The 21,046-nt window shown below is 64.5% G+C and carries 22 protein-coding genes; 6 read left to right on the forward strand and 16 right to left on the reverse strand.

The annotated features are described in order from the left end of the window. Positions 1–5: 5 nt before the first annotated feature. The 3 genes from QHG62_RS11270 to guaB form a co-directional block, all read right to left on the reverse strand. Positions 6–425, reverse strand: coding sequence for a type II toxin-antitoxin system VapC family toxin (locus QHG62_RS11270; RefSeq protein WP_126746073.1), 420 nt, complete (start codon positions 423–425; stop codon positions 6–8). A gap of 11 nt (positions 426–436) precedes the next feature. After that, positions 437–685, reverse strand: coding sequence for a type II toxin-antitoxin system Phd/YefM family antitoxin (locus tag QHG62_RS11275; RefSeq protein WP_281150936.1), 249 nt, complete (start codon positions 683–685; stop codon positions 437–439). A gap of 77 nt (positions 686–762) precedes the next feature. After that, positions 763–2,232, reverse strand: coding sequence for an IMP dehydrogenase (gene guaB, locus QHG62_RS11280; protein WP_281150937.1), 1,470 nt, complete (start codon positions 2,230–2,232; stop codon positions 763–765). A gap of 178 nt (positions 2,233–2,410) precedes the next feature. On the opposite strand from guaB, the gene QHG62_RS11285 reads away from it, so the two are divergent. Beyond that, a complete protein-coding gene (locus QHG62_RS11285) occupies positions 2,411–2,938 on the forward strand; it encodes a DUF4124 domain-containing protein (RefSeq protein WP_281150938.1) in 528 nt (175 codons plus the stop codon). Positions 2,939–2,953: 15 nt separating this feature from the next. On the opposite strand, the gene QHG62_RS11290 is transcribed toward QHG62_RS11285, so the two are convergent. Both QHG62_RS11290 and QHG62_RS11295 read right to left on the reverse strand, forming a co-directional pair. After that, positions 2,954–3,289 carry an RnfH family protein gene (locus tag QHG62_RS11290; protein WP_281150939.1) on the reverse strand — a complete coding sequence of 112 codons (336 nt, stop codon included), beginning with the start codon at positions 3,287–3,289 and terminating at the stop codon, positions 2,954–2,956. Then, complete coding sequence (locus QHG62_RS11295; protein WP_126745891.1) at positions 3,286–3,735, reverse strand: type II toxin-antitoxin system RatA family toxin; 450 nt, start codon at positions 3,733–3,735, stop codon at positions 3,286–3,288. The genes QHG62_RS11290 and QHG62_RS11295 overlap by 4 nt, the downstream gene beginning before the upstream one ends. Before the next feature lie 62 nt (positions 3,736–3,797). On the opposite strand from QHG62_RS11295, the gene smpB reads away from it, so the two are divergent. The 5 genes from smpB (at position 3,798) to QHG62_RS11320 (ending at position 6,587) form a co-directional block, all read left to right on the forward strand. Further along, positions 3,798–4,274: an SsrA-binding protein SmpB gene (gene smpB / locus QHG62_RS11300; RefSeq protein ID WP_157613979.1), complete on the forward strand. Its 477-nt coding sequence runs from the start codon at positions 3,798–3,800 to the stop codon at positions 4,272–4,274. Between the two features lie 91 nt (positions 4,275–4,365). Beyond that, positions 4,366–4,746, forward strand: a complete 381-nt coding sequence (locus QHG62_RS11305) for a COG4315 family predicted lipoprotein (protein WP_281150940.1) — start codon at positions 4,366–4,368, stop codon at positions 4,744–4,746. Between the two features lie 21 nt (positions 4,747–4,767). Next, a complete protein-coding gene (locus QHG62_RS11310; RefSeq protein ID WP_281150941.1) occupies positions 4,768–5,283 on the forward strand; it encodes a sigma-70 family RNA polymerase sigma factor in 516 nt (171 codons plus the stop codon). Between the two features lie 15 nt (positions 5,284–5,298). Continuing rightward, a complete protein-coding gene (locus QHG62_RS11315; protein ID WP_281150942.1) occupies positions 5,299–6,117 on the forward strand; it encodes an anti-sigma factor family protein in 819 nt (272 codons plus the stop codon). A gap of 74 nt (positions 6,118–6,191) precedes the next feature. After that, positions 6,192–6,587, forward strand: coding sequence for a COG4315 family predicted lipoprotein (locus QHG62_RS11320; RefSeq protein ID WP_281150943.1), 396 nt, complete (start codon positions 6,192–6,194; stop codon positions 6,585–6,587). Between the two features lie 75 nt (positions 6,588–6,662). On the opposite strand, the gene QHG62_RS11325 is transcribed toward QHG62_RS11320, so the two are convergent. From QHG62_RS11325 to QHG62_RS11375, 11 genes are all read right to left on the reverse strand, one after another. Continuing rightward, positions 6,663–7,589 (reverse strand): DMT family transporter, encoded by a 927-nt coding sequence (locus QHG62_RS11325; RefSeq protein ID WP_281150944.1) that lies wholly within the window; start codon positions 7,587–7,589, stop codon positions 6,663–6,665. Positions 7,590–7,611: 22 nt separating this feature from the next. After that, positions 7,612–9,447, reverse strand: a complete 1,836-nt coding sequence (gene typA, locus QHG62_RS11330) for a translational GTPase TypA (protein ID WP_258506473.1) — start codon at positions 9,445–9,447, stop codon at positions 7,612–7,614. Continuing rightward, positions 9,444–10,400 (reverse strand): tRNA pseudouridine(55) synthase TruB, encoded by a 957-nt coding sequence (gene truB, locus QHG62_RS11335; protein ID WP_281150945.1) that lies wholly within the window; start codon positions 10,398–10,400, stop codon positions 9,444–9,446. Before truB ends, typA begins: the two co-directional genes overlap by 4 nt. A gap of 2 nt (positions 10,401–10,402) precedes the next feature. Next, positions 10,403–10,774 carry a 30S ribosome-binding factor RbfA gene (rbfA, locus tag QHG62_RS11340; protein ID WP_126745896.1) on the reverse strand — a complete coding sequence of 124 codons (372 nt, stop codon included), beginning with the start codon at positions 10,772–10,774 and terminating at the stop codon, positions 10,403–10,405. Between the two features lie 24 nt (positions 10,775–10,798). Beyond that, positions 10,799–13,756, reverse strand: a complete 2,958-nt coding sequence (infB, locus tag QHG62_RS11345) for a translation initiation factor IF-2 (RefSeq protein WP_281150946.1) — start codon at positions 13,754–13,756, stop codon at positions 10,799–10,801. A gap of 24 nt (positions 13,757–13,780) precedes the next feature. Beyond that, entirely contained in the window at positions 13,781–15,265 is a 1,485-nt protein-coding gene (nusA, locus tag QHG62_RS11350; RefSeq protein WP_126745899.1) for a transcription termination factor NusA, read from the reverse strand. Positions 15,266–15,281: 16 nt separating this feature from the next. Beyond that, complete coding sequence (gene rimP / locus QHG62_RS11355) at positions 15,282–15,920, reverse strand: ribosome maturation factor RimP (protein ID WP_281150947.1); 639 nt, start codon at positions 15,918–15,920, stop codon at positions 15,282–15,284. 191 nt (positions 15,921–16,111) lie between these two features. Next, positions 16,112–17,302 (reverse strand): YbfB/YjiJ family MFS transporter, encoded by a 1,191-nt coding sequence (locus QHG62_RS11360; RefSeq protein WP_281150948.1) that lies wholly within the window; start codon positions 17,300–17,302, stop codon positions 16,112–16,114. An 18-nt stretch (positions 17,303–17,320) separates the two neighbouring features. Then, complete coding sequence (locus tag QHG62_RS11365; RefSeq protein WP_281150949.1) at positions 17,321–18,952, reverse strand: ABC transporter ATP-binding protein; 1,632 nt, start codon at positions 18,950–18,952, stop codon at positions 17,321–17,323. Next, positions 18,949–19,992, reverse strand: a complete 1,044-nt coding sequence (locus QHG62_RS11370; RefSeq protein WP_281150950.1) for an ABC transporter permease — start codon at positions 19,990–19,992, stop codon at positions 18,949–18,951. Before QHG62_RS11370 ends, QHG62_RS11365 begins: the two co-directional genes overlap by 4 nt. Beyond that, the gene (locus tag QHG62_RS11375; protein WP_281150951.1) at positions 19,985–21,019 is read right to left on the reverse strand and encodes a microcin C ABC transporter permease YejB; all 1,035 of its coding nucleotides are present in this window, start codon (positions 21,017–21,019) and stop codon (positions 19,985–19,987) included. Before QHG62_RS11375 ends, QHG62_RS11370 begins: the two co-directional genes overlap by 8 nt. Between the last annotated feature and the right edge of the window lie 27 nt (positions 21,020–21,046).

Consider the following 21,046-nt stretch of genomic DNA (forward strand, 5'->3'; position numbering starts at 1 on the left):
AGGACTCAGAGCGTTGAGATGTCGAACAGCCTGACGCCCGCTTGCGGCGCAGCCTGGATGAGTTGCTCGTCGAAAGTGGCGAGCGGAAGATTGAGCGACTTGGCGAGCCACAGGTAACCCGCGTCGTACAGCGAAACGCCTGCGTCGATGGCCACGGCGAGCACGGCCTTGTGCTGGGCCGGCGCGAGTTCATGCAGTTCGACGCGATGGCGAATGGCGTCAAGCACGCTCCACAGCCCTTCGACTGCAGAAGGAGGAATGCGGCCGCTGCGCACGCCGTTGGCAAGGATGTTGGCGCATTCCCATTGCCAGGCGTTGGGCGCCTGCGGCTCCACTTCGTCGCGGCGAATGGCGGCGTAGAGCTTGCGGGTGTGTTCGCTGGCCTGGTCGGGCAGCAACCAGGCGGCGGTGACGGAAGCGTCCATGACGAAGGCTGTCACGATTGGCGCCCTTCGTCGAGCAGTGCGCGGACCGACTGGCCGGGCTTGATGGCGGCGTGCAGCGCGTCGATCTGGCCGAGTTCGCGTTCGATCTGCTCGTCGGTGATGACGGGCTTGCGCCGCACTGGCAGCATGCGCACCACCTCCTTGCCGTGGCGGGTGATGCGAACCTCCTCGCCCTTTTCGACCATGTCGATCAGGGCAGAGAAGTTGTTCTTGGCTTCGGCGATGCCGATGGATTGCATTTGGGCCAGAAAGTTTGAATCTGGCCCAAATTCTAATCCCAATCTGGCCTGATTTTCAAGGTCTGGCCAGATCAGGCTCACTCAGCGCGGTAGTTTGGCGCTTCCTTGGTGATCTGCACGTCGTGCACGTGGCTTTCACGAATGCCCGCCGTGGTGATCTCGACGAACTCGGCCTTGTTCTTCATCTCTTCGATGGTGGCGCAGCCGCAATAGCCCATGCTGGCACGCAAGCCGCCCGACATCTGGTACACGATGGAAACCATCGAGCCCTTGTACGGCACACGGCCTTCGATGCCTTCGGGCACCAGCTTGTCGGCATTGGGATTGCCGGTGGTGGATTCCTGGAAGTAGCGGTCGGCACTACCCTGCTGCATGGCGCCGATGGAGCCCATGCCGCGGTAGCTCTTGTAGCTGCGGCCCTGGAACAGCACGATTTCGCCCGGTGCCTCTTCGGTGCCTGCGAACATGCCGCCCATCATGACGGTGCTTGCGCCCGCGGCAATGGCCTTGGCGATGTCGCCCGAATAGCGGATGCCGCCGTCCGCAATCAGCGGAATGCCGGTGCCCTGCAGCGCGGTGGCCACGTTGTCCACGGCCATGATCTGCGGCACGCCCACGCCGGCAACGATGCGCGTTGTGCAGATCGAACCGGGGCCGATGCCGACCTTGACGGCGTCCGCGCCGGCGTCGGCCAGCGCACGCGCTGCGTCGCCAGTGGCAATGTTGCCGCCGATCACGTCGACCTGTGGATAGTTCTTCTTGACCCAGCGCACGCGCTCGATCACGCCCGCGCTGTGGCCGTGCGCGGTGTCGACCACGATGGCATCGACGCCGGCCTTGACCAGCGCCTCGACGCGTTCTTCGGTACCCGCACCCACGCCGACGGCCGCGCCCACGCGCAGGCGGCCGCTCGGGTCGCGCGCTGCATTGGGAAAGCTGGTCTGCTTGGTGATGTCCTTGACGGTGATCAAGCCCTTGAGCTCCCAGGAACTGTTGATGACCAGCAGGCGTTCGAGCTTGTGCTTGTTGAGCAGCGCCTTGGCTTCAGCGAGCGTAGTGCCGTCGGGCACGGTGATGAGCTTTTCGCGCGGCGTCATGATCTCGCTCACCGGCACGTCCAGGCGGCTCTCGAAGCGCAGGTCGCGCCCCGTGACGATGCCCACCACCTTGCCGCCGTCGAGCACCGGAAAGCCCGAGATGCCCAGCTCGTCGGACAGCTGCATGACCTGCAGCACGGTGTGCGTGGGCGTGATCACCACCGGGTCGCGCAGCACGCCGGATTCGTATCGCTTCACCTTGGCAACCTGCGCAGCCTGCTCGGCCGCGGTGAAGTTCTTGTGCACGATGCCGATGCCGCCTTCTTGCGCAATGGCGATCGCGAGGCGAGCCTCGGTCACGGTGTCCATCGCGGCGGAAACCAGCGGCAGATTGAGCGCGATGTTGCGGGAGAAGCGGGTGGCGAGGGAGGTGTCCTTGGGCAGGACCTGGGAGAACGCTGGCACCAACAACACGTCGTCGAAGGTGAGCGCTTTGCCGAGAAGGCGCATGGGTGAAGCTCCAAAAGACGGATTGTAACGATGCCCGGTACTTACCCGTCCCGTGAGGGGCTTCGGCCGATATGGGCGCCAGCTGCGGGAGCGCCAAACGTCGCCAATTTCCAACTCGACGGGGTCGAAACTGTGGGCCGCCCATGTTGCAAAACGTAAGGGCAGCTAAACTCGCCGCATGAAATTCGCGCATTGGCTCGTACTGGGATGTGTTTGCCTGCTGCCGCTGTCGGCCAGCGCGCAATGGCAATGGATCGACAAGAGCGGCAAGAAGGTCTTCAGCGACCAGGCCCCGCCGCCCGATATTCCGGAAAAGAACATCCTGCGCCGCGCAGGCTCTCCGCCGCCGGCGCGCACGGGCTTCAGCTCGGCTCCTGCCGAGGGCGCCGGCTCCGACGAGGCAGCGGCACCCAAGGCCCGCGAAGCCGCGGCAGCGCCCAAGCCTCCGGCGGTCGACAAGGAACTAGAGGAAAAGACCAAGAAGGCGCAGGCCGAAGAAAAGGCCAAGCAGGCCGCCGAGGCGGAGAAAAACGCCAAGATCAAGTCTGAAAACTGCGAACGCGCGCGCCAAGGCAAGGCCACGTTCGACAGCGGGATCCGCGTGGCCAAGGTCAACGCCAAGGGCGAGCGCGAGATCATGGACGACACGGCACGCGCCGCCGAGCAGAAGCGTCTTCAGTCGATCATCGAAAGCGACTGCAAGTAAGGCGAGGCGGCCGGCTCAGTAGCCGGCCTTGCCGCCCTTGCGGCGGTTTGCAAAAAGGCCGGTACCGCGCGCACCCTGCCGCTGAAAGCGCTCGCGGCGCGCCACCTTGGGGTCGACCGCCAAGGGCCGGCATAACTCGACACGGTCGCCGTCCTTGAGCGGCTGGTTCCATTCGACTTCCCTGCCCCAGATTCCCGGCGTCATGGCCTGGCGCCAATCCAGTTGCGGAAAGTGCTGCGCGAGGTCGCTGGCCTTCACGGCATCGTCCACGGTGGCCCCGGGTGCCAGCCGCTGCACTTGCTCGAACACCTCGCGCGGCGCGGCCGAGCAGCTCAGCGTGACTTCGATCATCCTTCCTTGCCGTAGACCTGCTCGGCGCGCTTCACGAAGGCCTCGACCAGGCTGGAGGCAACGGTGTCGAACACCGGCCCCACCAGCGCCTGCAGCGCAAAGTTGCTGAAGCCGTAGCTCATGTGCAGCTCGACCCGGCATGCGCGGTCGCCGGGCTCGCCCACGGGCGCAAACTTCCAGATGCCGTCGAGGTTGGAAAACGGCCCGTCGACCAGCTTGAGGTGCACTTCGCGCCCCGGCACATGGCTGTTGCGGGTGGTGAAGCTCTGGTGAAGGCCGGCAAAAGCCAGGCCGACTTCGGCGGTCATGCCAGCCTCGTCTTCCTCGATGACCCGGGCCTTGTCGCACCAGGGCAGGAACTGCGGATACTTCTCCACATCGGTGACGAGCGCGTACATCTCTTCGGCGCTGTACCAGATGAGGACGGACTTGTTGACGGTTTTCATAGAATCGGGACAGCGTGCGCGACGGATTGTATTGAAGCCATGCGTCCCCATCTTTCCGAGCCATGGCCACCAAGAAACAAGATACCTCCTCCCGCATTGCCGACAACAAGAAGGCCGCGTACAACTACTTCTTCGAAGAACGCTTCGAAGCGGGCATCGTTCTCGAAGGCTGGGAAGTCAAGTCCCTGCGCGAAGGAAAGGTGCAGCTGACCGACGGCTACGTGGTGATCCGCGACGGCGAGCTGTTCGTCGTCGGCCTGCAGATCAACCCGCTCAAGAGCGCGTCGACCCACGTCAACCCTGACTCCGTCCGCACCAAGAAGTTGCTGCTGCACAAGGAAGAAATCCGCCGGCTGGTCGGCAAGGTCGAACAAAAAGGCTACACGCTGGTGCCGCTCAACCTGCATTGGAAGGCCGGCAAGGTCAAATGCGAGATTGCACTCGCCAAGGGCAAGGCCGAGCACGACAAGCGCGACACCATCAAGGACCGCGAAGGCAAGCGCGAGGTCGAGCGCGCCATGAAAAGCCGCAGCCGCTAGTTTCTTTTTTGCGCGCATGGAATAAAACGCCGGTTGCAGGCGTTTATGCGGTGTCACCGGATCGTCGGTGCGCCACAACCAGGAGTCTTCCATGTCGCCTTTTCGCGTTTCTTCCGCCGGCATTGCCGCCGCCCTGCTTGGCAGCCTGCTCGCGCTTCCCGTTCTCGCCCAGCCCAAGGCCGCGGACGGCGCCTTGGTCGGGCCGAACGGCATGACGCTCTACACCTTCGACAAAGATACCGCCGGCAGTGGCAAGTCGGCATGCAACGGCGGCTGCGCAACCAACTGGCCGCCCTTCATGGCCACCGATGCCGACAAGCCAGCGGGCGACTTCACCATCGTTACCCGCGACGACGGCAAGAAGCAATGGGCCGCCAAGGGCTGGCCGCTCTACTACTGGGCCAAGGACACGAAGCCGGGCGACAAGACCGGCGACGGTGTCGGCGGTGCCTGGAAAACCGCCAAGCCCTGAGCCGTACGCGCCTCGCTCCCAATGGACGCCCGCCTGCTGGCCGAGCAGATCCCGAGTTTGCGCCGCTATGCGCGCGCACTCACGGGCAATGCCTGGGCGGCGGACGACCTGGTGCAAGACACCCTGGAGCGAGCCTGCAGCAAATGGCGCCTGTGGCTGGTGGGCAGCGACCTGCGCGCATGGCTGTTCTCCATCATGCACAACATCTTCGCAAGCCAGCTGCGGCGCTCCCCGCCACCGCACCGCGTCGTGCCGCTGGACGAGGCCGCACAGGAGCTGCACGGCGGCGTCGATCCGGGCCGAGACCTCGGCACCGGCCTCGACCTGCAGCGCTGCCTGATGCAATTGCCGGAGGACCAGCGGATCGTGCTGTTGCTGGTAACGCTCGAAGACTTCTCTTATGCGGAGGTGGCCAAGGTGCTCGGCGTTCCGGCGGGCACCGTGATGTCTCGCCTGTCGCGCGCCCGCATCCGGCTGCGCGAGTTGATGGACGGCGCCTCCGTGCCGAACCGCCCCGGTCTGCGCCTCCTGAAGTGAATCTGCCGCCCAACCATGAACCGCCCCGCCTCGCCCCCCACCGACGAAGAACTGCATGCGCTGGTCGACGGCCAACTCGCGCCGGACCGCCGGGCCGAGGTCGAGGAAGCCGTAGCGCATGACCCTGCTGTTGCGGCACGGATCGCGGCTTGGCGCCGCCAGCGGGAGGCCTTGCGGCGGCTGCACGGCGAACTGCTCGACGAGCCGATTCCCGCCGCATTGGCGGGCGCCCTCGATAGCGGCTTGCATCGGCAAGGCAGCTGGGTTCGCTGGGGCGGCATGGCGGCCGGCGTACTGGTCGCATTTGCGGCCGGCTGGCTTGGCAACGCCCAGTGGGCGGCGCATGGCGCCGCGTCTTTGGCCCGATTGGCCAAGGCGCCTGCAACGCGCGAGTTCGTGCACGACGCATCGATTGCGCATGCCGTCTATGCGCCCGAAAAGAGGCATCCGGTCGAGGTGGCCGCCACCGAGCAGCAGCATCTCGTCCAATGGCTGTCCAAACGCCTGGACAGGCCACTCAAGGTGCCGGACCTGACGACGATGGGCTACACGCTGGTCGGCGGACGCCTCCTGCCCGGAGAAAGCGGCGCGCGCGCCCAATTCATGTTCGAGGACGCATCCGGCGAGCGTGTCACGCTCTACATCGGCATTCTCGACAGCCCGGCGACCACCAACACAGCCGCTTCGCGCGAAACGGCCTTCCGTTTTGCCTCGGAAGGGCCCGTGCCGAGTTTCTATTGGGTGGACCAGGGCTTCGGTTATGCCGTAGCCGGCAAGCTGCCGCGTGATGTTTTGCTGAAACTCGCGACGCTCGCCTACCGCGATTTGTCTTGAGGCCGGCATAAACTGCCCGGTCGCGCAACCAACTGGCTTTGTTTTCGCGATTTTTCAACTGAAGGAGAAACTGCATGAAATTGCTCAGCGCCTCGATCCTCGCGGCGGCATTGCTCGCCGGCTGCGGTGGCATGTCCAACAAGACCGCCAGCGCACCCGACACACCCACCCGCACCGCCGACGGCGTGCTCGTCGGACCGAACGGCATGACGCTCTACACCTTCGCTCGCGATACGCCCGGCGCAGGCACTTCCGCCTGCAACGCCCAATGCGCCGCCAACTGGCCGCCGCTCCCCGTGGCCGAGTCCGCCAAGCCGATGGGCGGCTACACCATCATCGTGCGCGAAGACGGCAAGAAGCAGTGGGCCTACAAGGGTGCTCCGCTCTACTACTGGACGAAGGACAGCAAGCCGGGCGACAAGACCGGCGACGGTGTCCTGAACGGCGCCTGGAAGGTTGCCCGTCCTTAAGCTTCGGTATCTGCTGAATGCTGAATGCAAAAGGCCCCGGTGAAAGCCGGGGCCTTTTTTTCTTTTTGAACCGGCTCAGTGAGCGCTGGGGAGCACGCTGTCGGCAGCCGTGGTGCGTCGTCCGCGCAATGCAAGCAGCTCATTGAACACCAGTGCGCCAATGACCAGCGCGCCACCGGTCAACACGCTCGGCGCAGGCGTTTCGCCGGCACCCAGCCACGCCAGCGCAATGCCGAAGATCACCTCGAGCAACGCAAGCAATGCGACTTCCGGCGCCTTCAGCACCCTCGCGCAAAGCACTGAAAGCACGCAAGGAATCGCCAGTTGGAACACGCCCAGGAAGGCAAGCAGGCCGAGATCATGCGCATTCGCCTGAAAAGGCAGCGCAAAGGGCAGCGTGCACAGCGCACTCAGCGCCGCGCCGATCAGCACCGCGGGAACCAGGTCGATGTCCTGCCCCTTGGCATTCGCATGCTGAACCACGGTCCAGTTGGTGGCGCCGGCCAAAGGCACGCAAAGCGCCACCAGCGTTCCAAGCAGCGATCCGCCCGCCGCCCCGCCCTGCACCAGCTGCGTGCCGTACATCCACGCTATGCCGAGCCCGGCCACCACGATGGCAAGCCAGGTTCGAACGGGCAGCCGGTGGCCGATGAAGATGCGCGCGGCCAGCGCCGTGAACAACGGCCCGAGCGCCATGGTCACCAGCACACTGGCAGTGGAAGCCAGCGTGAGCGCCACCATGAAGGCGGTGAACATCACCGTCCAGCAGACGCCTGAAATCCACAGCGCGCGGCCGCCGCGCCGGATTTTCGAAAACACCGCCCGGCCCCGCCAAAGCGGCAGGATCACCAGCAGCGCAAGCAGCGTGAAGAGGCTGCGCCAGAAGGTGATCTCGAAACTGTGCGCCTGCGCAAGGTGCCGCGTGACGACGCCCGCCGTGGCCCACATCAGGGTCACGGCGACCATCATCCACACGGCCCCTCCGTGCGTCAGGCGCAGCATCGGTCGGTGTCGGTGCCGGCGATCAGCTCGCCGTTTCGCGGCTGGCGCGCTTGCGGTCGCTTTCCTTCAGGAAACGCTTGCGCAGGCGCACGCTCTTGGGCGTGATTTCGACCAGCTCGTCGTCCTCGATGAACTCGACGCCGTATTCCAGCGTGAGGTCGATCGGGGGCGTGATCTTGATTGCATCTTCCTTGCCGCTCACGCGGAAGTTGGTCAGCTGCTTCGTACGCGTAGCGTTCACCACGAGGTCGTTGTCGCGGCTGTGGATGCCGACGATCATGCCTTCGTACACCGGATCGTTGGCCTTCACGAACATGCGGCCGCGGTCGTCCAGCTTGCCCAGGGCGTAGGTGAAGATTTCACCGTCGTCCATGGAGATCAGCACGCCGTTCTTGCGGCTGCCGATGTCGCCCTTGTGCGGTTCGTAGCTGTCGAAGATGTTGCTGATGAGGCCCGAGCCGCGCGTCAGGTTCAGGAATTCGTTCGTGAAGCCGATCAGGCCGCGCGCCGGAATGCGGTACTCGAGGCGAACACGGCCGCGGCCATCCGGTTCCATGTTGACCAGTTCGCCCTTGCGCTCGCCCAGTGCCTGCATCACGCCGCCCTGGTGCTGCTCTTCGATGTCGGCCGTGACCAGCTCGATGGGCTCGTGCTTCTCGCCGTTCACGGTGCGGAACACCACGCGCGGCTTCGACACGGCCATTTCGTAGCCTTCGCGGCGCATGTTTTCCAAGAGGATGGTCAGGTGCAGTTCACCGCGGCCCATCACTTCAAAGATGCCTTCTTCGTCGGTTTCGTTCACGCGCAGCGCAACGTTGTGCTGCAGTTCCTTCTGCAGGCGGTCCCAGATCTGGCGGCTGGTGACGAACTTGCCTTCGCGTCCGGCCAGCGGGCTGGTGTTCACGCAGAAGTTCATGGTCAGGGTCGGCTCGTCGACCTTGAGCATGGGCAGCGGCGCGGGCTTGTCCTTGTCGGTCACGGTGACGCCGATGCCGATGTCGGCGATGCCGTTGATCAGCACGATTTCGCCGGGGCCGGCTTCAGTCGATTGCACGCGGTCCAGGCCTTGGAAAGTCAGCACCTGGTTGACGCGGCCCTTGACGGTCTTGCCGTCCGGACCTTCCATGACCAGCACGTCGGTCATGGGCCGGAGCGTGCCCTGGCTGATGCGGCCCACGCCGATGCGGCCCACGAAGGTCGAGAAGTCGAGGGCGGAAATCTGCAGCTGCAGCGGCGCGTCCGGGTCACCCTTTTGCGACGGCACGTGCTTCAGGATGGTGTTGAACAGGGCCGACATGTCGGGACCCCACTGTTCACCGGGTGCGCCCTCTTCCAGCGACGACCAGCCGTTGATGCCCGACGCGTAGACCACGGGGAAGTCGAGCTGTTCGTCGGTTGCGCCGAGCTTGTCGAACAGGTCGAAGGCGGCGTTGACCACCTTGTCGGGGTTGGCGCCCGGCTTGTCGACCTTGTTCACGACTAGGATCGGCTTGAGGCCGAGGGCCAGCGCCTTCTTGGTCACGAAGCGGGTCTGGGGCATCGGGCCCTCTTGCGCGTCGATCAGCAGCACCACGCCGTCGACCATGGACAGCGCGCGTTCCACTTCACCGCCGAAGTCCGCGTGGCCCGGGGTGTCGACGATGTTGATGTGCGTGCCTTCCCAGGTCACGGCGCAGTTCTTGGCCAGGATGGTGATGCCACGTTCTTTTTCGATGGCGTTGTTGTCCATCACCGTGTCGACCACTTTCTCGTGCTCGGCAAAGGTGCCAGACTGGCGCAGCAGCTGGTCGACCATCGTGGTCTTGCCATGGTCCACGTGGGCAATGATGGCGATATTGCGGATTTGCTTGGTACTCATGGTGTCGCTTCGGTCTGTTGTGCGTTCAAAAGAATTTGCTGGATTTCGATGGGGTTCAGCAAGCGCCCCGGAATCAGTTCGTTGGCCGTGATGTGGGCCGTTCCCAGGAAGGCCGGCGGTTCGATGCCGAACACCGCCACCTCGTCGGCATCGGCCCAACTGCCGCGGCGGCGCAGGCCCGAGAGAAAACGTGCCGCATCTTCGTTGCCGAGCATGACGCGGCTGTGGCCGTCCACAAGCGACTCGGCAGGCAGGAGTTGTGCCAGGCGCTCTTCCTCGCCCATGGCCTCGAGTGCCTCGAGCGTGACGCACTGCGCCTCGCCGAAGCCGCCCGTTGCCGTGCGGCGCAGCGAGGTCAGGTGCGCGCCGCAACCCAGGGCCTCGCCGATGTCTTCGCCCAGGGTGCGAATGTAGGTGCCCTTGCTCACCGAGGCAACGATCCGCAGGGCGGTTTCGTCCGTTCGCGTGATGCTCAGCCGATAAATGACCACGTCGCGTGGCGCGCGCTCGATTTCGATGCCTTCACGCGCGTACTCGTACAGCGCCTTGCCGTCTTTCTTGAGCGCGCTGTGCATTGGCGGAACCTGGCGGATCGGGCCGGTGAACTGCGCCTCGACACGGGCCAGGTCTTCAGGGGTGACGTGCACCGGGCGCTCTGCGATGACTTCGCCTTCGGCGTCCGCGGTGGCGGTTTTTACGCCCAGGCGGGCTGTGGCCACGTAGATCTTGTCTGCGTCGAGGTGCAACTGGCTGAACTTGGTGGCTGCGCCAAAGCACAGGGGCAGCACGCCGGTCGCGAGCGGATCGAGCGTGCCGGTATGCCCCGCTTTTTCGGCGCGCAGCAACCACTTGGCCTTTTGCAGGGCCTGGTTGCTGGAAAGTCCCAGCGGCTTGTCGAGCAACAACACCCCATGCACAGGGCGCCGCTGCACCCTTGTGCGTGGCGCGTTCATGGCTAGTCGTCTTTCGAACGCGAAGCGACGGCCTGCGCAATGAGCGCATTCATGTCGGCCGCACGCTCAGTGGTGCGGTCGAACAGGAAGTGCAGCGTTGGCACGGTGTGGATGTGCAGGCGCTTGAACAGGCCGTTGCGAAGGAACCCCGCGGCCTGGTTCAGCGCTTCGGTGGTTTCGTCCACGTCGCCCGTGAGCACGCTGAAGAACACCTTCGCATGCGCATAGTCGGGCGTGACCTCGACCGCCTGGATCGTGACCATGCCCACGCGCGGGTCCTTCAACTCGCGCGCGATCAGCTCCGTCAGATCGCGCTGGATCTGATCGGCAACCTTGAACGCGCGGTTGGGGGCGGCGGCTTTTCTTTTTGGCATGGACTCGGTCGCATCGAACGCTTGTTACAGCGTACGGGCGATTTCCTTGATTTCAAAGAACTCGAGCTGATCGCCCTCTTTGATGTCGTTGTAGTTCTTGAGCTTGATACCGCACTCGAAGCCTTCGCGCACTTCGCGGACGTCGTCCTTCATGCGCTTGATCGAGTCGACTTCGCCGGTGTAGATCACCACGTTGTCGCGCAGCAGGCGGAAATGCGCGCTGCGGTTGACCGAACCCGAGGTGATGTACGAACCTGCGACCGTACCGATCTTCGAGGCCACGAACACCGTGCGGATCTCGGCCGAGCCGATGATTTCCTCGCGGCGCTCCGGTGCCAGCATGCCCGACATCGCAACCTTGATCTCGTCCACAGCGTCGTAAATGATGCTGTAGTAGTTCAGCTGCACGCCATTGCCTTCAGCCAGCTTGCGCGCACCGGCATCGGCACGCACGTTGAAGCCGATCACGATGGCCTTGGAGGCGATGGCGAGGTTGATGTCGCTCTCGCTGATGCCGCCGACGCCGGCGTACACGATCTGCACCTTGACCTCTTCGTTCGCCAGCTTGAGCAGCGACTGGGCCAGTGCTTCCTGCGAACCCTGAACGTCGGCCTTGATGATGATGCGCAGCGTCTGCACTTCGCCGGCCGTAAGGTCGGTGAACATGTTCTGCAGGTTCGCGGCCTGGGCCTTCGCCAGCTTGGTGTTGCGGAACTTGCCGGCACGGTAGGTGGCAATTTCGCGCGCACGGCGCTCGTCGCTCATCACCATGAACTCGTCGCCCGCTTGCGGCACTTCTGTCAGGCCCTGGATCTCGACCGGGATCGACGGACCCGCGGTCTTGATGGTCCGGCCGTCTTCGTCGAGCATGGCGCGCACGCGGCCATAGGTCGAGCCGGCCAGCACCACGTCGCCGGTCTTGAGCGTGCCGGACTGAACCAGCACGGTCGCGACCGGGCCGCGGCCCTTGTCGAGTTGGGCTTCGATGACCAGGCCCTTGGCGGCGGCATCCACCGGCGCCTTGAGTTCCAGCACTTCGGCTTGCAGCAGCACTTGCTCGAGGAGGTCGTCGATGCCCTGGCCCGTCTTGGCGGACACCGGCACGAACGGCACGTCGCCGCCGTACTCTTCAGGCACGACTTCTTCGGCCACCAGTTCCTGCTTCACGCGGTCCGGGCTGGCGTCGGGCTTGTCGATCTTGTTGATGGCAACCACGATCGGCACACCAGCGGCTTTCGCGTGCTTGATGGCTTCCTTGGTCTGCGGCATGACGCCGTCGTCGGCCGCCACCACCAGGATGACGATGTCGGTGGCCTGTGCACCGCGGGCACGCATGGCCGTGAAGGCCTCGTGACCCGGGGTGTCGAGGAACGACACCATGCCGCGCTCGGTTTGCACATGGTAGGCACCAATGTGCTGCGTAATGCCGCCGGCTTCGCCCGCGGCAACCTTGGCACGGCGGATGTAGTCCAGCAGCGAGGTCTTGCCGTGGTCGACGTGGCCCATGACGGTCACGACCGGTGCGCGCGGCAGCGCTTCGGCGGTTTGCGCGCCCACGTCCTCGTCGGTGAAGGCTTCCGGGTCGTCCAGCGCGGCAACGACCGCGTTGTGGCCCATTTCCTCCACCAGGATCATGGCGGTGTCCTGGTCGAGCGACTGGTTGATGGTCGCCATCTGGCCCAGCTTCATGAGCTGCTTGATGACTTCCTGCGCCTTGACGGCCATCTTGTGCGCGAGCTCGGCCACCGTGATGGTTTCGGGCACGTGCACTTCGAGAATGCGCGCTTCGACTGGTGCGGCCTGCACATGCTCTTCGTGGCCTCCACGGTCATTGCTGCCACGGCGGCCACGCGGGCCTCCGCGCCAGTTGCCGCGGCCGACACCACCGCTGGCATCGCCGCGGGTCTTGATTTCCTTCTTCTTGGCAGGATCGCCAGCCCAGCTCGACGAGAGCTTGGCCGACTTGACTTCCTTGCCGGCACCGGCGGCGCCAGGCGCTGCGGGAGCTCCGGCTGCGGCGGGCGCACCGGGGCGAGCCGCGGGCGCGGCCGGCTTGTGCAGCGTGCCCTTGACCGCGGCCTTTTCGGGCTGCGGCTTCTCGGGCGCCTTGTGCGGCACCAGCACGCGGGCCGGTGCGTTCATCATGGCGCGAATGGCTTCGGCTTCAGCGAGTGCCTTGCGGCGACGCTCGTCGAGATCCTTGGCGCGAGCGGCTTCCTCGTCGGCACGGGCCTTCGATTCAGCGGCGGCCTTGGCCTTTGCGTCTTCCTTGGCTTGCGTGGCGGCGGTCTGGGCGGCCAGCTTGGTGTCTGCGGCTTGCTGCTCGGCGGCAGCGGCTGCGGCGGCCGCAGGTGCTGCCACCGGCGGCTTGGCCGCTTCTTTGGCGGGCGCAGCGGCAGCTTCGGCAGCGGCCTTTTTCTCGGCGGCGACGCGTGCAGCTTCCTGCTCGGCCTGTTCGGCGCGCTCGGCCTTTTCGGCCTGCTCGCGTTCGCGGGCTTCGGCTTCTTCACGCAGGCGGCGCTTCTCGGCCAACTCTTCTTCCTGGCGGCGGATCAGCTCGGCCTGGCGGCGCGCTTCTTCCTCGCGGCGGGCCAACTCGGCCTCGTCGATGCGGGGTGCGGCGGGTGCCGCGGCGGGCGCTTCGGCCACAGGCTGCGCTTCAGGCACGGCCGGGTGGCCGTCGTCGCGCTGGATGAAGGTGCGCTTCTTGCGCACTTCGACCTGGATGGTGCGGGCGCGGCCGGTGGCGTCGGCCTGCTTGATCTCGCTGGTCGACTTTTTCGTCAGCGTGATCTTCTTGCGCTCGGGCTCGGCAGTGCCGTGGCTGGCTTTGAGAAAGCCGAGCAGGCGCTGCTTGTCAGCCTCGGTGAGTGCATCGGTGGGTGCCGCTTTGGGCACGCCTGCGCTCTTGAGCTGGTCAAGCAAGGTTTCGGGAGTCTTCTTGAGCTCGTTCGCGAACTCGGCGACAGTGGTACTGGACATATTGGTTTCGTGCCTCCATGACCATCACTCTTGGCCGGCGAACCAATGTTCGCGGGCTTTCAAGATGAGGGCTTTGGCGTCATCGGCGCTGTGGCCGGTGATCTCGGTGAGTTCATCGACCGCGAGGTCGGCGAGGTCGTCGCGGGTGTGCACACCCGCCTCGGCCAGCTTGGGAATCAGCTCGGGGTCGAGGCCTTCGAGGTCGCGCAGATTCTGCGAGACGGTCTCGACGCCCTCTTCCTTTGCGATTTCCATGGTCAACAGCGCATCCTTGGCGCGCGTGCGCAGCTCGTTGATGGTGTCTTCATCGAAAGCTTCGATCTCCAGCATTTCGGAGATCGGCACATAGGCCACTTCCTCGAGGCTGTTGAAGCCCTCGGAGATCAGGATGTCGGCGATTTCCTCGTCGACGTCGAGCTTTTCCATGAAGAGCTTGCGGCTGGCATCGGTTTCGACGGCCTGCTTCTGCGCAGACTCGTTGGCGTCCATGATGTTGATCTTCCAACCGGTGAGGTCGGAAGCCAGGCGCACGTTCTGGCCGCCGCGGCCGATGGCGATGGCGAGGTTTTCCTCGTCGACCACCACGTCCATGGCGTGCTTTTCCTCGTCGACCACGATCGACGACACGTTGGCCGGTGCCAGGGCGCCAATCACGAATTGCGCCGGGTCTTCGCTCCACAGCACGATGTCGACGCGTTCGCCTGCGAGCTCGTTGGTCACGGCGTTGACACGGGTGCCGCGCACGCCGACACAGGTGCCGATCGGGTCGACACGCTTGTCATGCGACAGCACGGCGATCTTGGCGCGCGAACCTGGGTCGCGGGCGCAGCTCTTGATTTCGAGCAGGCCTTGTTCGATTTCGGGCACTTCCTGGCGGAACAGCTCGATCATGAACTCGGGCGCCGAGCGCGACAGGATGATCGGCGCGCCGCGCAGCGTCAGGTCGACCTCCATGATCATGGCCCGCACGCGGTCGCCGTTGCGCAGGTTTTCCTTGGAGATCATCTCGCTGCGGCGCAGGCGCCCTTCGACGCGACCGGCCTCCACGATGATGTCGCCCTTGTCCAGGCGCTTGACGGTGCCCACGAAGATCTTGTCGCCGCGCGACATGAAGTCGTTGAGCAGCATTTCGCGCTCGGCATCGCGGATCTTCTGCAGGATGACCTGCTTGGCCGCCATGGCGCCGATACGGCCGATGGGCACGGATTCAACCGCTTCCTCGATGTATTCGTCGACCTCGATGTCGGGCATTTCTTCGCGCGCCTCGAACAGGAGGATTTCCTGGTCGGGCAGCTGCAGGCCGGCCTCGTCCGGTACGACGTGCCAGCGGCGGAAGGTTTCATAGTCGCCGCTGTCGCGGTCGACCGAGACGCGGATGTCCACGTCGCCCTGGTGGAGCTTCTTGGTGGCCTGCGCCAGTGCGGACTCGACTGCGCCGAAGACCACGTCGCGCTCGACGTTCTTCTCGCGCGAGATCGCATCCACCAACATCAACATTTCGCGATTCATGCCACCACTCCTCTAGTCAGTCCGGAACATTCGTTCCGTCGTCAATATCCGAAAAACCCGGTTGGGTTTTGGCCTTGCGGCCCTTGAAATCCACAATGGGCGCAAGCCGCGCATCGCGCAGCTCGTCCAGCACGAAGCCGAGCGCATGCAACGTTGCAGGCGCGCGCTTCTTGCTCACTTTTTGACCCGGCTTGGGCTCGGGCGCATCGCTCCAGACGATTTGCCAGCCCGGGGCTCCGTTGGCCCCTTCCACGCGTTCCAGCGTGCCGCGAAACTTCTTGCGGGTGGCAGACACCTGCCCCGCCGCCGCGGCACCCATCGGCGCCTTGAGCGTGATGTCGATCACCTCGCCCACGAAACGTTCGAAATCCTGCTCATTGCGCAGCGGACGGTCAATACCCGGCGAGGAAACCTCGAGCCGCTTGTAATCGACACCATCGACCTCGAGCGCAAATTGCAGCTGCCGCGTGACCTTTTCGCAATCTTCGACGGTCACGAAAGGCTCGGGAATACCGGCGGCCACAGCTTCCGATGTGGGGGCCGTCCAGGGCAAATCAATCGTCACGCGCAGCAATCCCCCGGCCGACCGTTCGATCTCGACCAGGTCGTAGCCGAGTCCGGCCACGGTTTGTTCCACAATCTGCTGCAATGCCACGTGTTCGAAAACGCCTTGTAAAAATGCCTGTGCGAAATGCTTGTACGCGCCACCCGCCCGCCACGGATGCCACGCATTGAAAATGCATAGACCAAAAAAAACGGGCGGTTGGTACCCGCCCGTTTGGTCGTGAGCCTCGAATTATATGCTATTCCCGTGATAAATGAAGGGGATGGAGCCGCTCAAAGCGCCTATCGGCGACGGGATTTGGACCAGACCAGCGCAAACAGCATGGAACCCAGCGTCAATGCGGCTGCGGCAACCAGCAGCGGAAGCTGGAAAGAACCGGTCCGCTGGGCCAGCGGTGCGGCAAACAGCGGCCCGATGATCTGGCCGACGCCATAGGAAGCCGTCGCATAGCCGATCAGCCCGGCCGCGGCATTGCCCCGCAAGCGGCGAGCATCTCGCATTGCAAAAAGTGTAATGGCGGTAAACGGCATGCCGAGCAGCAAGCTCCCGAGCGCAAAGCCCGTGATCGTCGGCCACGCCACCGAGAGCACCACGCCCAGCGCCTGAAGTGCATAGGCCACGGCCAGCAGCAGCCGGTTGTCCCAGTGGATGGGCGCGCGGGCGCCGATCAGCGCGCCCGGAATGATGGCCAGCCCGAACAGCGGCCAGAAGAAATCGGGCCAGGGCGAGCCCGGCAGCGCCTGGCGGGCGATCACCGGGAGGAATGTGGCCGTGATGATGTAGCCGAAGCCGGCCAGGCCGTACAGCGCGACCAGCCAGATCGCGTCGCTGCGCACGGAGGCAGGCGCGGCGAAGCCCGCGGCCGCAGCGGGTGCCGCCGCAGAACCGCCAGTGGCGGGCAGGTCCCCGTCGTCGAAAACCCGCCAGATGAGCGCCACCAGCACCACTGCCAGCACGCCCAGGCCAATCCATCCTGCTTCCGAACCCCAGCGGCCCAATGCGCCGCCGAGCAGCCCGGTCATGGCAATGCCGATGCCCGGGCCCGTGTAGATCACGCCTGCCAGCGCCGGGGAATTGGTTTCGGCCAACCGCCGCAGCCCCCATCCTGAAGCAAAAACGAAAACCCAGGCGCTCATCACGCCGGCTGCCGTGCGAAGGACGCCCCAGCTGGTGAAGCTGTGGAGCACGCCCATGCCGATCAGCAGCACAGCCGTCGCGGCCAAGCCGCCGCGCACCATGCTCTTGGCCTTGATGCCGATGGCCGCGCAGCTGACCGCGCCCAGAAAGTAACCCAGGTAATTGAGCGAAGCCAGCACGCCTCCAGCCTCCAACTGCAGCTTTCCCTCATGCAGCATGATCGGCAGCATGGGCGTGAAGGCAAAACGCCCCAAACCCATGGCCACAGCCAAAGTAACCATGCAGGCCAGCGCCGCGCGCCAGGCACCGCGCCGGTTTTGTCCGACTCCCGACATTTTTCTTCAGTTCCGTTGCTATTCCAGCAGCGCTGCGGCCACCAGTTTCTTTGTATAGGGATGCTCGGGCGCATCGAGCACGCGCTCGACAGGCCCGGCTTCGAGGATGGCGCCGTCCTTCATCACGATGACCTGGTGCGCCATGGCGCGGATCACCTCGACATCGTGCGTGATGAGCAAGTAGCTCAGGCCGCGCTCGCGCTGCAGGCGCTGGAGCAAACCCAGCACCTGCTTCTGGATCGTGACGTCGAGCGCGCTGGTGGGCTCGTCGAGCACCAGCAATTGCGGATCGACGATCAATGCCCGCGCAATCGCGAGCCGCTGGCGCTGCCCGCCCGAAAACTCGTGCGGATAGCGGTCGAGCAGCGACGGAAACTGCGCCTCGGTCAAGCCCACGTCGGCCAGTGCTGCCAAAGACCTGGCTCGGCGCTGCGCGGTGTCGAGTTCAGGCGCGTGTACGCGCAGCCCCTCCCCCACGATCTGCTCAACGGTCATGCGGGGAGATAGCGAAGAAAACGGGTCCTGGAAAACCACCTGCATGGCCCGGCGCAGCGTCAGGTCCGACGCGCGGTTGACCGCCCACCCTTTGCCGTCCACTTTCAGCGCGCCGCGAAACTTCAGTAGCCCCAGCGCCGCCAACGCCAACGTCGACTTGCCCGACCCCGATTCGCCGACCACGCCCAGGGTTTCACCGGGCGCGATGCGGAAATCGGCGTTCTCCACTGCGATGAATTCGCCCTTGCGGAACCAGCCCGCGATGCCCGGCCTGGACACCGGATAACTCACCCGGAGGCCCTTGGCCTCGAGCACCGGCTTCGCATCCGCGCCTGCGGCCACCGCGGAGACGTCGCGCTCCGGATGGCTGTCGATCAGTTTGCGTGTGTAGGCATGCTGCGGGGATTCGAACACGGTGCCGACGGCGCCATGCTCGACGATGCGGCCGCTTTCCATCACCGCTACGCGGTCGGCGAACCGGCGCACCAGATTGAGATCGTGCGTGATCAACAGCACGGCCATGCCGTGCTTGCGTTGAAGGTCGGCAAGCAAGTCGAGAATTTGGGCGCGAACAGTGACGTCGAGCGCGGTGGTCGGCTCGTCCGCCAGCAGCAGGCGCGGCTTGCAGGCGAGCGCCATGGCAATCATGGCGCGCTGGCGCTGCCCGCCCGAAAGCTGGTGCGGAAACGACCTCGCCCGGCGTTCCGGCTCCGGAATTCCGGTGTCGGCCAGCAACTGGACTGCGGCGGCCTGGGCATCCCGCGCCGAAAGCCCTTCGTGCAACTCGAGCACCTCCGCAATCTGGTCGCCCACGCTGTAGAGCGCGTTGAGCGCGGTCATCGGCTCCTGGAAGATCATCGCGATCTCCTTGCCGCGAATGCCGCGCAGTTGCCGCTCCGGAATCGACAGCAGGTCACGCCCGTTCGAGCCGTTTTCGGCGTCGAACAGCTGTGCGGTCCCGGTCACGTCGGCGTTCTGCGCCAGCCGCAGGAGCGAAAGCGCCGTAACGGTCTTGCCCGAGCCCGACTCGCCGACCAGCGCGAGCTTTTCGCCGGCGGCTATATGAAAGTCGACACCGTGTACCACGCTCTTGCCGCCGAAAGAAACGCTCAAGCCCTTCACGTCGAGCAACGGCAGATGGGTCATTTCGCTCATTTGTCGGCCTTTCGCGGGTCGAGTGCATCGCGCAGCGCATCGCCCATGAAGGTCAGCAGCATCAGCGTGATTACCAGCACCCCGAAGGTGGAAAGCGAAATCCACCATGCGTCGATGTTTGCCTTGCCTTGGCTCAGCAGTTCGCCGAGCGACGGCGTGCCCGGCGGCACACCCAGGCCAAGGAAGTCGAGCGAGGTCAGCGCCAGGATGGCCGCGCTCATGCGAAACGGCAAGAAAGTGACGACCGGCACCATGCTGTTGGGCAGGATGTGACGCCACATGATCTGAAGGTTGCCGACGCCCAGGGCACGGGCGGCACGCACGTAATCCATCTGGCGGTTGCGCAGGAACTCGGCACGCACGTAGTCGGACAGGCCCATCCATCCGAAGAGGCTCAGCAGAATCAGCAGCAACGCGACGCTGGGCGTGAAGATCGCACTGAAGATGATCAGCAGGTACAACTCGGGCATCGAGCCCCATATTTCGATGAAGCGCTGAAATGCCAGGTCGGTCTTGCCGCCGAAGAAGCCTTGGATGGCCCCGGTCACGATTCCCAACACCACGCCGATGGCGGTCAGTGCCAAGGCAAACAGCACGCTCACGCGAAAACCGTAGATCAACTGGGCAAGCAGGTCGCGCCCCCGGTCGTCCGTGCCCAGCAGGTTGTCGCGCGACGGCGCTGACGGATTCGGCAGCTTGGCAAAGTAGTTGAGCGTTTGCGGGCCATAGGGGTTGGGTGCGTAGATCGCCCAGTTCTTGCCGGCCGTGATCCGCTCGCGAATGAAGGGATCGAGGTAATCGGCGGGCGTTTCGAAGTCGCCGCCAAAGGTTTTTTCGGCGTAGTCGCGCAGCACCGGAAAATAGGTTTGCCCTTCATAGCGCACAACGAGCGGCTTGTCGGTCGACAGCAGCTCGGCAAACAAGCTGAGCACCACCAGCACCGTAAAGATGGCAAGGCTCCAGAATCCGAGCGGATTCCGGCGAAAGCGGCGCCACGCGCGGCGCGCCGGGCTCAGCGAGACAGGCAATGCGTCAGTCAAATTTCACCCTCGGGTCGACCCAGACATAGCAAAGGTCGGAAATGAGCTTGGTCAACAGGCCTATCAGCGTGAACAGGTACAGCGTGCCAAGCACCACCGGGTAGTCACGCCGGATCACGCTCTCGTAGCTCAGCAGTCCGAGGCCATCGAGGGAAAAAAGCGTTTCGATCAGCAGCGAGCCCGTGAAGAAAGCGCCGATGAAGGCGGCCGGGAACCCGGTAATGATCGGAATCAGCGCGTTGCGGAATATGTGCTTCCACAGCACCTGCCGCTCGGCCAGGCCCTTGGCACGCGCGGTCAACACATACTGCTTGCGGATCTCTTCCAGGAACGAATTTTTCGTGAGCATGGCCGTCACGGCGAAACTGCCGAGCACCATGGCCGTCACGGGCAGCGTGATGTGCCAGAGATAGTCAACAATCCTCGCCCCCCAGCTCATGCTTTCCCAACTGGGCGATGTCAGCCCGCGCAGCGGAAACCACTGCAGCTGCCCGCCGAAGATGACGAGCAGTGCCACCCCCAGCACAAAGCCGGGAATCGCGTAGCCGACGAGCACGATGAGCGTCGTGACAAAGTCGAAGCGCGAACCGGCCCGCACTGCCTTTGCGACGCCGAGAGGTACAGCAATCAAATAGCTGATGAAGAAGGTCCAGAGGCCCAGGCTGATCGAGACCGGCAGCTTTTCCTTGACCAGTTCCCAAACCGCTTTGCGCTGGTAGAAGCTCTGCCCAAGATCGAGTCGCGCAAAAGACTTGAGCATTTGCCAGAAGCGCTCATGAGCGGGCTTGTCGAAGCCGTAGAGTCTCTTTATCTCCTCGATGCGCTGCGGATCGAGCCCCTGGCGGCCGCGATAACCTGCGCCTCCGGCCGCGGCCCTTTCCCCGCCCGAGTCGCGGCCCTGCAACTGCGACACCATCTGCTCGACCGGGCCGCCGGGCACAAACTGGATGACCGCGAAGGTGATGACCAGCACGCCCAGGAGCGTCGGGATCATCAGAAGCAGGCGCTTGAAGATGTAGCTGGCCATCAGGTTACGGTGCTCCGGGTCACGTGG

The sequence above is a fragment of the Variovorax paradoxus genome (assembly GCF_029919115.1).
Taxonomy (GTDB): domain Bacteria; phylum Pseudomonadota; class Gammaproteobacteria; order Burkholderiales; family Burkholderiaceae_C; genus Variovorax; species Variovorax paradoxus_O.

What these genes read in the sequence shown, in the direction of transcription:
- infB (WP_281150946.1), bottom strand. Translation starts at nt 13,756, where the DNA reads ATGTCCAGTACCACTGTCGCCGAGTTCGCGAACGAGCTCAAGAAGACT.
- QHG62_RS11295 (WP_126745891.1), bottom strand. Translation starts at nt 3,735, where the DNA reads ATGAAAACCGTCAACAAGTCCGTCCTCATCTGGTACAGCGCCGAAGAG.
- rbfA (WP_126745896.1), bottom strand. Translation starts at nt 10,774, where the DNA reads ATGCCAAAAAGAAAAGCCGCCGCCCCCAACCGCGCGTTCAAGGTTGCC.
- QHG62_RS11310 (WP_281150941.1), top strand. Translation starts at nt 4,768, where the DNA reads ATGGACGCCCGCCTGCTGGCCGAGCAGATCCCGAGTTTGCGCCGCTAT.
- QHG62_RS11285 (WP_281150938.1), top strand. Translation starts at nt 2,411, where the DNA reads ATGAAATTCGCGCATTGGCTCGTACTGGGATGTGTTTGCCTGCTGCCG.
- QHG62_RS11325 (WP_281150944.1), bottom strand. Translation starts at nt 7,589, where the DNA reads ATGCTGCGCCTGACGCACGGAGGGGCCGTGTGGATGATGGTCGCCGTG.
- truB (WP_281150945.1), bottom strand. Translation starts at nt 10,400, where the DNA reads ATGAACGCGCCACGCACAAGGGTGCAGCGGCGCCCTGTGCATGGGGTG.
- QHG62_RS11375 (WP_281150951.1), bottom strand. Translation starts at nt 21,019, where the DNA reads ATGGCCAGCTACATCTTCAAGCGCCTGCTTCTGATGATCCCGACGCTC.
- QHG62_RS11270 (WP_126746073.1), bottom strand. Translation starts at nt 425, where the DNA reads ATGGACGCTTCCGTCACCGCCGCCTGGTTGCTGCCCGACCAGGCCAGC.
- typA (WP_258506473.1), bottom strand. Translation starts at nt 9,447, where the DNA reads ATGAGTACCAAGCAAATCCGCAATATCGCCATCATTGCCCACGTGGAC.
- QHG62_RS11365 (WP_281150949.1), bottom strand. Translation starts at nt 18,952, where the DNA reads ATGAGCGAAATGACCCATCTGCCGTTGCTCGACGTGAAGGGCTTGAGC.
- smpB (WP_157613979.1), top strand. Translation starts at nt 3,798, where the DNA reads ATGGCCACCAAGAAACAAGATACCTCCTCCCGCATTGCCGACAACAAG.
- QHG62_RS11320 (WP_281150943.1), top strand. Translation starts at nt 6,192, where the DNA reads ATGAAATTGCTCAGCGCCTCGATCCTCGCGGCGGCATTGCTCGCCGGC.
- QHG62_RS11275 (WP_281150936.1), bottom strand. Translation starts at nt 685, where the DNA reads ATGCAATCCATCGGCATCGCCGAAGCCAAGAACAACTTCTCTGCCCTG.
- nusA (WP_126745899.1), bottom strand. Translation starts at nt 15,265, where the DNA reads ATGAATCGCGAAATGTTGATGTTGGTGGATGCGATCTCGCGCGAGAAG.
- QHG62_RS11290 (WP_281150939.1), bottom strand. Translation starts at nt 3,289, where the DNA reads ATGATCGAAGTCACGCTGAGCTGCTCGGCCGCGCCGCGCGAGGTGTTC.
- QHG62_RS11305 (WP_281150940.1), top strand. Translation starts at nt 4,366, where the DNA reads ATGTCGCCTTTTCGCGTTTCTTCCGCCGGCATTGCCGCCGCCCTGCTT.
- guaB (WP_281150937.1), bottom strand. Translation starts at nt 2,232, where the DNA reads ATGCGCCTTCTCGGCAAAGCGCTCACCTTCGACGACGTGTTGTTGGTG.
- QHG62_RS11360 (WP_281150948.1), bottom strand. Translation starts at nt 17,302, where the DNA reads ATGTCGGGAGTCGGACAAAACCGGCGCGGTGCCTGGCGCGCGGCGCTG.
- QHG62_RS11315 (WP_281150942.1), top strand. Translation starts at nt 5,299, where the DNA reads ATGAACCGCCCCGCCTCGCCCCCCACCGACGAAGAACTGCATGCGCTG.